Below are 12,511 nucleotides of genomic sequence, written 5' to 3'. Positions count from 1 at the left end.
AAAAATAATGGACTTTCCTATTCAACATAAACAGAACGATAAAAGAGGAATCTTTTACATGAAGAAGGACGGCAACACTGTTGCTGAACTAACTTACACCTTAGAAAATCAAATCATGACCATTGATCATACTGAAGTTAACCCAAGTATGGAAGGTAATGGTTTAGGTAGTAAATTGATAGAAGCAAGTTATACTTTCGCGAAAGCGGAAAACTTAAAAATCAATCCATTATGTCCATTTGCCGAAGTTGTTTTTGACAGACATAGTGACTGGAGTGATACTCGTGTATGATACTAAGATTTGAAACAGATCGATTAATTCTAAGGCCTTTTGAAGAGTCTGATGCACCCTATTTATTTGAACTTAATGATGATGAAGAGGTCATGCGTTACACAGGTGACATACCTTTTAAAGATGTAGAAGACGCACGCAAATTTGCTATAGACTACAGTAATAATCCTCAAGGTCAGATTAGAAAATATCATATGGGTAGACTGGCTGTGATACGTAAGGAAGATGATGTATTTATAGGCTGGACGGGACTAAAATATCATGTAGACGGCGACTTTGTGGATACTGGCTATCGTTTTATGAAAAAATATTGGGGTAAAGGATATGCAACAGAATCAACTAGACGCGTATTACAACACGCATTTGAAGATCATCATTTAAAAGTTGTTGAAGCTCATATACATGAGCATAATTATGGTTCACAAAAAGTAGCACAACGATTAAAAATGAAGTTAGACCATCGATTTTTATGGTCTGGAGTTAAACCTGCGCGATGCTATAAAATCACAAATAATGAATTTAGAAATTCGTAATATTTCTGGTATTGAGACTTATCCAGTACGTCATCCAGTCTTAAGAGCTGGTAGACCTATAACAGATTGTTATTTTGAGGGCGATGATTTAAATACGACCATTCATTTAGGCATCTTTGTAGAAGAACGACTCCATGGCGTTGCAACATTTTTAATGAATAAAGATCTTAATATTGAAGAATTAATTTCGCTAGAACATCAACAGTGTTATCAATTAAGAGGAATGGCGATAAAGGCAGAAATTCAAGGTCAACAACTAGGTAGTCAACTAATTAATCATGCCGAAGAAATGCTGAAAAATAAAAATGTGCTCGCATTATGGTTCAACGCTCGTGAAAGCGCGGTATCTTTTTATAAGAAAAAAGGATATCAAATAGTAAGTGAACCATTTGAAATTGCTACAGTAGGTATCCATTATAAAATGTATAAAGCATTATGAATTTAACAACCATATTCTTTTTATTCCTCTTTGCAAGCACTACTGCGCAAATAAGCACTCAGCAACTTACTGGACAAACTACAAATGTTGAGAATGCGCTAGAGTCAGATGCACAAAGTGCGTTCAATAAAATGCGAGCCGCTGCACTTAAAGATGGTATCGATCTAAAAATCGTCTCTGGGTATCGTAGTTTTAATAGACAGCGGCAAATCTGGAATAGAAAATATAAAAAATATGCCGCTCAAAGCCTTGCTCCAGATGCTATATTTGATAAAATCGTAGAATATTCAACCGTTCCAGGAACGAGTAGACATCACTGGGGAACAGACATGGACATTATAGATCAAGGCGCTTCATACAGCGGTGATGTACTAGTACCCAATAAATTCCACGGAGAAGGACCTTTTTGCAAGATGAAAGACTGGATGGAACAACACGCAGCCACCTATGGTTTTGAACTGGTCTATACACTAAATGAAAATCGAACAGGTTTTAAATATGAACCATGGCATTATAGCTATGCACCGCTTTCGCGTAAGTTGCTCAAAGAATACCTTTCAGAAACCGACTTCTTGATCTTTTTAAGAAGTCAAGACATTCTAGGGATGGAAAAAATAAGCGATGAACGTTTATTAAGGTATTATAACGAACACATTAAAGGAGTGAATCCTTCACTTCAATAAAAAAATGATTCCGTTATTTTTTTTCTAATTTAGGCATGTTATAAAACTAACCATCATGAGAGGCGGATCAGGAAAAATCAGATTATTTATAGGACTAGCCATTGTTGCTTTTGCTGTTCTTAAATATTGCTCAAGTGCAGAAACGAACAACTTCACTGGCGAAACCCAATATGTAGACTTGAGTACAGATCAAGAAATCGCCATGGGATTAAGTGCTGCTCCTAGTATGATTGCTGAATACGGCGGCTTGCATCCAGATCAAAATGCACAAGCTCAACTAGACCGTGTAGGTAAAAAGTTAGTCAATAGCAGCATAGGTAGAAATACAGACTATCAATACGACTTTCATCTCCTCGCAGATGACAGAACAATAAACGCATTTGCATTACCTGGTGGACAGTGTTTCATTACTGCAGCTCTTTATAGTCAGCTAGAAAATGAAGATCAACTAGCAGGCGTCATGGGACACGAAATAGGTCACGTCATTGCAAGACATAGTGCAGAGCGTATGAGCCAGCAAGGACTGGCACAAGGCGTTATCACTGGTGTAAGTGTTGGGACAGATGGCGGCGGCGAGGCAGCAGCCTCTATCGCTCAAATGCTAACCATGAAATATGGACGTGATGACGAATTACAGAGTGATGATCTAGGTGTTAAAATGATGATAGACGCCGGTTATGACCCTTATGAAATGATAGGCGTCATGGAAATTTTAAAAAATGCCGCTGGACCCAATCGTGCTCCAGAGTTTCAAAGCACACATCCAGATCCAGAAAACCGTGTTGAACGCATTAAAGAAGCCATCCGTAAATACGGGAAATAATACATAGCATTTATGAGTATCATGTTAGAAAGCAATATTAAAATTTTATGGCACGATGGAAAGCAGTGGCACACCTCGCCATATCACTATTATCCAAATCGTCAACCAGATGCTAATGCAACATTGTTTTACAATAATTGCATGATGACATTAGACTTTCTGTATGAAACTAAAGCACTAGAAGTAGAATTTAATGATGGCAAAACAGTCAACATTTTAGAAGAGTTTATCCAGCGACACGGAAAAAGCATCACTATACGTGACGGAGAAAAAAACACTTATAGCCCATCAACAGATACGATAACTTTTTTTGATACTGACGGAGCAATGTTTCGTAAAAACTTAAGAAAACCGTGGTCTAAACATAATACAGGTAGAGTTTCCAGCGCTTCTCTTCTAGGTCATGAGTTTATACATGCATACCATGAGCAATTCACTCCTCAGGAATACATTAAACGTAAATCTAAAAAAATACTAGGCTGGAAAGTAAAGTTCCCACACTTCCCAAATCAAGAAGAAGTGCTCGTAACTAAAAACCTTGCTAATCAAGTAATCAAAAAACTAGGCGAAGATGAACGCGATCACTATAAACGCAATTACTATCCTACGATAAGCCCTATTACTACAGAGCCTATGAGGCTAGATGAAGAGGTAGTTTAGATTTGGTAATTGGTGAAAAATTTTATTTTTAAATTTTAAAAAACCGTTGGTCAACCTAAATATTATTCTTCCAACTGCCCACTACTTGCTTAACGTGGCTCTTCAAGTTCAATTAAGTGAGCATTGAGACACTCGAAATACGACGTCCAAGTTCATGTTGCTTTTATTTTAAGATGTTTTAAAATCATTCCTCGATCTTCACTCTCATTCCTTCACTGTGACTTGAGAATTCTGGAGCATACATACATTCTAGTTGTGTAATACCATTAGAAAATTGTCCAGCATTGCTGGCTCGCACGTCGTATTCAAAAACATAAGTTCCTTTATTCATCTGATCAAAAAAGAAATGCGTTGCTACATCTTTAGTGCTTTGATAATAGCCTAATCCATCTTGCCATTTATATTTTGAAATCACATCTACAGGTTCAAAACCACTGGCACGCATGTCTTTTAAATGGACAAAATCCATATCAGCATTTGTTTTAATAATCAATCTGACTGTGATTAGATCGCCTATTTTTAAAGGATCTTCACTAGTTATTTCCTCTAGCTTCTCTCCACTATCGGTCATTACTTTTTTGAAGAGTTTTTTCTTTACAGATAATGGCAAATCATCATCTACTTTAATCTTATCTAGATCCTCAAAATACTGCCAGTAAAGCGCACCATAACCTGTTACATCACTCTTGTTTTTTACCGTTACCGTTCCAAATTCCTTATAAACCTCAGGCGCATTCATGGTGATTTTAAAGTAACCCGTTCCGGCTTCTTTCTCTACTGCTTTCATCTTATCTACTGGCAATGGTTTATTTCCCCATGTGATTTTGTTATTTTCTTCAACGTCCAGCCATTTTCCACCTTGTAGCAATAATGCATATGTAGCATCGGCAGTTGCTTTTGTGGATTTCCACTGGTTAGTTCTTTTATTTTTAAGTAACCATATTTTAAGTTCTTCGATACTATTTAAATCGGCGGTGACTTCTTGAAATGCCTCTATGGCAAGAGCTTGCGTCTGGATATCGCTACTGTACCAGTACCAGCTATTTTTATTTTCTTTCCAGTACATTCCATTTTCATCGCTTTTAACGGCAGTTTGTTTCAATCCTTCCATGATGGAGCTGGCTAGTTTGGTCTTACCATTGCGATGCAGTGTGATGGCCATAAGCAACTTAGTATATAGTGGCTGTGAGGAATATGATTTTTCCGCTTTCGCGAAAGCGTACTCCATAGCCTTCTCTAATACTTCGTCACTGTTTTCTGTAATAGAAACATCAAAACTTCTCGCATACTGATAATGCCAAAACGCATTTCCATAACTATAATCTTTAAGTGTTTGATGGTTTTCTAGATAGCGATTAAATCTTTTTTTCCACTCTGTATCCAGTGCATCTATCGCATTTTTATACATGCGATCGGTCTGTGGCGTGTCATCATTTTTAATACCTAATTTTTTCATGTGACCTAATCCAGCGGCAATGTGACGCGTGATATACTCATTAGTATATCCACCATTAAACCATGGGAAACCACCAGAATCACCTTGCAGCTTTTCTAATTTTGCAAGTGTTTTCTTTTTCTGTTTGGCAGTTTCGGCCAGATCAAATAATGTGGCGATTCGCTGTTGTTTTTGCGCTTCACTTTGTGCATCACGCAGCCATGGCGTGTGCGATAACATCACTGTTTTTAACTCCTCATTTTTCTCAAGCGCACTTACATTGGTGCCGTTTTGTGCCCAACTATCAAAAACCATTTTCACCTTAGGATTACTCGTTAAAATATGATGTGCCATAGCGTTTGCATAGTAGCGAGAAAAAGTTTGCTCTGCACATTCATGTTCATATTCCATTAAATACGGCAATGATTTAATCGCATACCAAGACGGGTTAGAAGTGTATTCAAACACCATTTGATGATGTGCCATCGTACCAGAATCGCTCGCTGACAAGTTGTCCATAACGGCTGTTTTAGTTTCACCAGCACGTACCCAAAGCGCTCTCGACTCACTCACCAGCATGCGGTTAGATAGTACTGGCAATGTATTTTCTTCTCCGTCAGAAAAGTTTCCTGCAGCAGCCACCACTCGATACGTCACCGCTTGCGTCCCTAGCGGAATTCTAAAAGTCCAGTTTACTGAGGTGTTGCCATCTTTTTCTATGGTAAAATCTCTGTTGTTATTTACGTTGCCTAATTCTACATCAATCGCTTTCATAGTCATGGCGTCAAAGAGCTGCAGTCGCGCTGTTCCATCCATAGCAGCGTCTGACAAATTTGCGATTTTTGCAGAGAAACGTATGGTGTCTGTTTCTCTTAAAAAACGTGGCGCATTAGGAATAACGTTGAGTTCCTTTTGAGTCACCACAAGTTGTTCTAATTGTGCTGTTTTTCCTTTTTTATCGTGCGCTAGTAGTCGTAGTTTCCATTGGGTTAATGTCTCTGGAGAAGTGAATGAGAATTTTAAATACCCTTTTTTATCAGTTCTTAATTCAGGAAAAAAGAAAGCGGTTTCTTGAAGGTTTTTGCGGGCTTGAACATTATTTAAATTCATTTCTCGTAGAATCAAATCATTTGAAGTGACTCCATCTTTAGTAGAAATAACTATAACACCAGCCGCAGCTCTACTACCGTAAAGAGCAGTGGCTTGTGCATCTTTTAAAACACTAACCGAATTGAAACTATTAGCATTCATTTTTGCAAATTCCCCACCTGTAACTACTTCACCATCTACAATGTATAGTGGATCATTTGCACCATCTATACTTACAGTTCCTCTTATTCTTACTTTGGCAGCTACAACAGGTTGACCTGAACCTGCATTTACTAATAATCCTGGAGCTTTGCCATCTATAATCATCTCAAAATCACCAACAGGCTCATTTTGAATCATTTCACTAGACATCATTGCTGTTCCATATGCCGTTACGATTACTGCATTTAAACTTTCTTTCATAACAACATTGACAACTTCCTGACTTCCCACTGTAATTTCTTGAGGAGTGTACCCAGCAAACGAAAACGCTAATACATCTTCTGGAATAGCTTGGATAGAAAACACACCGTCAAAGTCAGTAGTTACAGCACGTTCAGAACCCTTAATTAATATGGTAGCTCCTAAAACAGGCTCGCCAGTGGTATCCATAACTTGACCCGTGATAAAACCCTTTTTAGCCTCCAGTTTTTTAAATTTTCTTCTAGTAATTTCTTTATAATAATTATAGTTGCCATAAAAATTATTAAAACTTAATCCAAAAAAATTAAATGAATCATAACATAAAGAGCTATTGTAATTATTATTTCTAGGAAACTGAACATAGAGCGATTGAGATCTATTATAAGAAGTGTTTTGATAAAGACTAGGAGAAAAAGAATACTGATTATTTCTAATAAACGGCGCACTCCAATTTGCCGTTGCAAACTCATCCAGACTCTTATCATACATACTCGCTAGCACCTCAGCCTGCATAGGAATTTGATTATCATCTTTTATGGTAAATGACCAAGTTTCTTCGCCACCAGGTTGTAATTTATTTCTAAAGCTTTGTGTTTTGATTTGATACTGAGCTACTGGATCTACTGGTTTTTCGACGGTAGCCATATTAGTTTGTTCAAATCCATTTTCTTTTTGAACTTGTAATTGAATACTTATTTGCTTTCCGTTAATTTGAGACCATGGATATTTTAATTCTGTTTTTCCTTTTTTAAGGAAAATGAGTTTTTCTTCTATCAACTCTTTATCCGTCCATAAGGTAAGAGTTGCATAAACACCGTTCATGGAAGTAAAGGCATTAAAAATAGCGGCTTCCTCTGTGTAGTCACTATATACAGAAATAATTTCAGGTTTTAATGGCAGCTCTAAATTTGCCCAAATTGTCTTTTCTGTTCTAGAATCTATTACATCATCTTCATTATCAAAACTTTGATCCGATTCTACAGCTTTTATGTAAACATAATAAGCACCATTATCCCAGTTCTCTGTTATTGGAAGCTCTACAGTTGTTAACGAATCTGTAGTGAGCTCTTTTTTGAAAACAATAGGTGCTTTTTTCCAGTCGGTTTCTAATTCGTCTTTTCTTAACTCGGCATACGGGAATGTGTTGCGGTAAGTCTTATCATCTAGTTCTTGAAACTCGACTTGCGGTAATCCTGAAGCTATTATAACATGAGATGCTTGCGGTTGCTTGCGTAATTCCACGATAAGTTTACCATTGACAAACTGACCGTTCAAGTTTTTAACGCCTACCTTTAAAGTGTTTTTTTCTGTTGTAAATTGATAAGGCAATTGAGAAGCTATTTGAATAGCATTTGTTCCCACTCGCATGGTTGTGCTAGCACTTCTAGTTTCTCCATTAAGATCAGTAAGATCTGCTTCTATTTTATAGGTGTACAGCGGTTGATATTCTGAGTCGGCATCTTTATCGTTTTCGGCTAGGAATTTTATTTTAAAAACTCCATCTGCATCTGTGGTGGTTTCTCCTTGTAAAATCACTTTTTCACTATTCCCGTAATAACCACTGCGCCATCTTGCATAATTATAGCTTCTTATTACTTTATAGGTTACTGTTGCGTTAGTTACATTACTACCCAAAAAGGCTTTCCCAAATCCAGAAACCGTAACACTATCACCCAACTTATAAGTTTCAGTGATTTCGTTAAAATCTACTTCAAAAGTAGGACGTTTATATTCCTCTACTTTAAAGTTGATTTCACCATCTTCCCAATCATTTACTGTATTGTAAAAAGCCGTTTCTTCATCAGGCTCGTCAATATATAGAGTAAACTCTCCGGTAAGTACATCTTTAGGAATTTCAAAAGATCCATGAATACTACCAAACTCATTAGTCTTTAACTTAGTTCTATAAATCTCTGTCCCATTGACATCTTCGGCATAGATTTCTAGAAGTTCATTTGAGACAACACTCGATTGCTTATCACTTTCTTTTTTCTTTAATAGAATCGCTTTAAAATAAACCGTTTGTCCTGGTCTATAAATCGCTCGATCTAGGTAAGTAAATGTCTTTACATCAAAAATTTCTTGATCTACAGCTACATCATTTTTATCACGATAATATCCATAGTAGTTTGTTGATAAACTATCTCCATTATTGCTAATTAAAACTTCTTGACGACCTCTAATGCTTTTTATATTATACATCGCTATGCCGTCACGATCTGATTTAAAATTCCTTGATTTTTTATTATAAGTTACTTGAATAACAGCTCCTTCTATAGGCTTACCGGTAGTTCTATCTTTTATAAGTAATGCTGTTCCTAGTTCGCTATCTTTTTTAAACAAAGTCAGATTAGTCACTGTTATAAAAGTATGTGCGTATTTCACTTCATCAGCTTTATCGGTTTTTGCCATCACCACATAACGACCTTTTTCAATAGCTGGTGCAACATATTCATAGGTGTGGTTAAAAGTGTCGTCGCCTTTAGGTAGTTGAATAGATTCTTTATGAGCTAAATTTTGAGAATCAATTGCTTTATCGATAAACTGTTGATATAAACTGTCTGCAAATCGCAAATCCTTCAAATCCTCATCCACAGAGACTTTAATGTAGTATAAATCAATCTGTTCTACATTGCTATAACTCACTACTCCACGATGTGGCCTGTTGGGAATAATTAAATCTTCTACCTGAACATTGATGCTCGATTGATACATCTGATTTTTCAATTGCTCGCACAACGCAGCTCCATAGGATTTAGGATATAAATCAATAGCTTTATTAACTAATTGAATAGCTTTCTGTCTATGACTATACTGCTGTTCTTCACCTACCTGATTACTTAGATTTTGATGATATAAAGCTAGATAATAATAAGCCTCAGTAACAGCTGGATTAGCATCATAAGACGTTATTATACTTTGCAGTTGTTTTTCATAATCTTCATAAACCTGATAATTTCCTAGCTGATTTTGCGCATACCATAATCGATCAGTAATGACATGAATAAAAGCAGCGTCATTGTTTGATGTTAAATGCATGGCTTCTAGATGTGCATACTGCTGCATCACATCATATTTTGAAAAAACGGTATCTCCAGCTGGCCGTTTTAACTTCAATAAATGTGCTGTGTTGAGAAAAGCATTTTCTTTAGTGATTATAAACTCTTCTTTAGGTTTTGTAAGATTGAAATAGCCGCTTTTATAAAAGTTTAAAGCCTGGTGCGATAATATGTCCAGTAAGCTAGGTCTTAAAAAACGTGCTGGTGCCATAGGTCCTATGATAGCGCTGTAATCACTAAGCGGAATCTTAACTAATTTCTCTGGCTGATCTAGAGAAGCCTGATAGCTATTATGAATCTCGCTATAAAAACGTGTTGCATCCCATGTTTTAAAATCTACATCATCATCCTCTACTGCTGTTCTTTGTCTAATTTTCCATTGATTTGCACGAGCATAATCATCTAATAATTTAGCTCTTATTCCGTTATAAATATTCTTATTAGGGAATTGAGCTTTTACGATCATTTTATCCAGCTCAGCGATAATTTTATACTGCGCTTCTTCCTCGTTAATCAATTGGTATTTTGATTTGAATAAGAAAACCTTGATATATTGATCACGATCTTTTTTACGTCTAGCATATTTATAAATTTCATCTACTACTTGAGTAGCATCTTCAATTCTATCTTGTAATTCAAATTGCTCTACCTCGCGCCATTTATCGATATAAAAATTTTGTGCAATACCTTGTTGCATCGCAAACAATATTAAAACAGCAGTGATATAGTGGTTAGGTCTCATAATTCTTTAATTCTTGTATAAATCTACACATAGTTCATACCATTCTACAATCTATAATGAGGGAAATAGCCTTTTGAATTAGGGAAATCCTTTTTAACAACTCTATTGATGGCATTGGCTCACTTTTTGATAAATTTAGAGCATGAAAAAAATGTTTTTTATCATATTACTGTTGTGCAGTGCAATGGGTTGGAGTCAGGACGCTTTCGCGAAAGCGGAATCATTATTCAACTCTGAGCAATATGAAGCCGCAAAGCCCATATATAAATCCTTACTGCAAGACAACAAAAAAGACCCCATAATATTGCGCAGACTAGGCGATATTGAATCACATGCTCAACGTTATAAAAAAGCATTTCCATACTATAAAAGATTATTAGATCTAGATGACTCTAATCCAGATTACCATTTTTTATATGGTGGTACATTAGGTTTACACGCTAAAGAAAGTTCAAAACTTGAGGCGCTAGGTTATCTGGACGATATTAAATTTCATCTTAAAAAAGCGGCTAGCTTAGACCCTAATCATGTAGAGGCTAGATGGGCACTGGTGCAATTATATTGTGAGTTGCCTGGAATCGTAGGTGGATCCTTAAGAACCAGTCGTAAATATGCCGATGAGCTTTTAAAAATATCACCAGTAGATGGTCATCTAGCCCAAGGTTATATTGAAGAGTATGATAAAGAATATCGCGCTGCAGAGAAATGTTATAAAAAAGCCATAGAAATAGGTGGTTCTCTTACCACTTATAAAAAACTGGCCTCACTTTATGAGAAAAAGACTAAAGAGTATCTCAAGGCTTTGATCACATTACAGGATGCGTATGCAGCTCACAAAGAATCCAGTTTGTTAGAAGAAATCTCTAGACTTAAGAAAGATCATGATCTAGTAGGTGATTAAGCTCATAAAGCACTCCATTCCTTAGTCATTCCAGCCTTTTATTAGTAGCTTTACGTCTTATAAAGTTACTTATTATGCGCGTACATTTTATCGCAATAGGCGGCAGTGCCATGCACAATCTCGCTCTTGCGTTACATCATAAAGGTTACCAGGTTACTGGTAGTGACGATACCATTTTTGAACCTAGTAAATCCAGATTGGACAAATACGGTTTACTACCAGATCATATGGGATGGAATTCAGAGAACATTAATGCTGACCTAGATGCGGTCATTTTAGGCATGCATGCAAAAGCCGATAATCCTGAGTTATTGAAGGCTCAAGAACTAGGTTTAAAAATATATAGCTATCCAGAGTATTTATATGAACAGTCTAAAAATAAAACACGTGTTGTTATAGGTGGTTCTCATGGAAAAACAACGATTACTTCTATGATACTGCACGTGATGCATTATCACGATCGTGAGGTAGATTATATGGTAGGTGCACAATTAGAAGGTTTTGAAACCATGGTGCATCTTACAGATGATAATGAATTTATGATTCTAGAAGGTGATGAGTATTTATCAAGTCCTATAGATCGTAGACCTAAATTTCATTTATACCAGCCTAATATTGCTCTGATCTCTGGAATTGCGTGGGATCACATTAATGTATTTCCAACTTGGGAAAATTACTTAAGTCAGTTTTCAGAATTTGTAGAATGTATGCGAGATGGAAGTATCCTTGTTTACAACGAGGACGATGAAGCCGTAAAAACGATTGCGGAGGCAGCGACCAAACCTACTCGTAAACACGCCTACTCTATTCCTGCTCATTCTATCATTAATGGAACGACTTACCTAGAAACACCAGAAGGTGATATGCCTATAGAGATTTTTGGAAAGCATAATCTTTCTAATCTTGCTGGTGCAAAATGGATATGTCAGCACATGGGAATAGATGAAGATGATTTCTATGAGGCGATCGCTTCTTTTAAAGGCGCTTCTAAACGTTTAGAAAAAGTAGCTCAAAATGAGAACTGTGTTATCTATAAGGACTTTGCACATTCACCTAGCAAGGTTCAAGCAACGACTAGAGCGGTTCATAATCAATATTCAGAACGCAAGCTTATCGCTTGTCTAGAACTACATACCTATTCTAGTTTGAATCCCGAATTTCTAGTTCAGTATAAAAACACACTCGATGCAGCAGATGTTGCTGTGGTGTTTTACAGTCCACATGCGGTGGAGATTAAGAAACTAGAACCTATTAGTGAGCAACAAATTTTTGAATCTTTTGATAGAGATGACCTCATCGTAAAAACAGATCCAGCCGACTTTAAAAAATGGTTATTCAGTCAGGATTTTAATAACACAGCGGTTTTAATGATGAGCAGTGGTAATTATGGCGGATTGGACTTTGAGGAGTTAAAAAATGTATTATAACGCTT

Annotated in this window: 9 protein-coding genes; 8 read left to right on the top strand and 1 reads right to left on the bottom strand. The window is 36.5% G+C overall.

What is annotated here, in order from left to right; all coding sequences use genetic code 11:
* Window positions 1-7: 7 nt before the first annotated feature.
* The 6 genes from R1T42_RS13905 to R1T42_RS13880 are packed head-to-tail and all read left to right on the top strand — an operon-like array spanning window position 8 to window position 3,430.
* Window positions 8-292, top strand: coding sequence for a GNAT family N-acetyltransferase (locus R1T42_RS13905; protein ID WP_036582396.1), 285 nt, complete (start codon window positions 8-10; stop codon window positions 290-292).
* A complete protein-coding gene (locus R1T42_RS13900) occupies window positions 289-825 on the top strand; it encodes a GNAT family N-acetyltransferase (protein WP_317290752.1) in 537 nt (178 codons plus the stop codon). Before R1T42_RS13905 ends, R1T42_RS13900 begins: the two co-directional genes overlap by 4 nt.
* A complete protein-coding gene (locus R1T42_RS13895) occupies window positions 806-1,264 on the top strand; it encodes a GNAT family N-acetyltransferase (protein ID WP_235183331.1) in 459 nt (152 codons plus the stop codon). The genes R1T42_RS13900 and R1T42_RS13895 overlap by 20 nt, the downstream gene beginning before the upstream one ends.
* Complete coding sequence (locus R1T42_RS13890) at window positions 1,261-1,947, top strand: M15 family metallopeptidase (RefSeq protein ID WP_317290751.1); 687 nt, start codon at window positions 1,261-1,263, stop codon at window positions 1,945-1,947. The genes R1T42_RS13895 and R1T42_RS13890 overlap by 4 nt, the downstream gene beginning before the upstream one ends.
* A 55-nt stretch (window positions 1,948-2,002) precedes the next feature.
* Window positions 2,003-2,770, top strand: coding sequence for a M48 family metalloprotease (locus R1T42_RS13885; protein ID WP_036582405.1), 768 nt, complete (start codon window positions 2,003-2,005; stop codon window positions 2,768-2,770).
* Window positions 2,771-2,782: 12 nt separating this feature from the next.
* On the top strand, window positions 2,783-3,430 hold the full coding sequence (locus R1T42_RS13880; protein ID WP_317290750.1) for a hypothetical protein: 648 nt from the start codon (window positions 2,783-2,785) through the stop codon (window positions 3,428-3,430).
* Window positions 3,431-3,614: 184 nt separating this feature from the next.
* On the opposite strand, the gene R1T42_RS13875 is transcribed toward R1T42_RS13880, so the two are convergent.
* Window positions 3,615-10,178, bottom strand: a complete 6,564-nt coding sequence (locus R1T42_RS13875; protein ID WP_317290749.1) for an alpha-2-macroglobulin family protein — start codon at window positions 10,176-10,178, stop codon at window positions 3,615-3,617.
* A 142-nt stretch (window positions 10,179-10,320) separates the two neighbouring features.
* Here R1T42_RS13875 and R1T42_RS13870 point away from each other — a divergent pair, with 142 nt between their 5' ends.
* Both R1T42_RS13870 and R1T42_RS13865 read left to right on the top strand, forming a co-directional pair.
* A complete protein-coding gene (locus R1T42_RS13870) occupies window positions 10,321-11,079 on the top strand; it encodes a tetratricopeptide repeat protein (RefSeq protein WP_317290748.1) in 759 nt (252 codons plus the stop codon).
* A 74-nt stretch (window positions 11,080-11,153) separates the two neighbouring features.
* Complete coding sequence (locus R1T42_RS13865) at window positions 11,154-12,506, top strand: UDP-N-acetylmuramate--L-alanine ligase (protein WP_317290747.1); 1,353 nt, start codon at window positions 11,154-11,156, stop codon at window positions 12,504-12,506.
* Window positions 12,507-12,511: the final 5 nt, after the last annotated feature.

The organism is Nonlabens ulvanivorans, from assembly GCF_032922765.1.
Classification (GTDB): domain Bacteria; phylum Bacteroidota; class Bacteroidia; order Flavobacteriales; family Flavobacteriaceae; genus Nonlabens; species Nonlabens ulvanivorans.
This window is presented reverse-complemented; position numbering and strand designations above follow the sequence as displayed.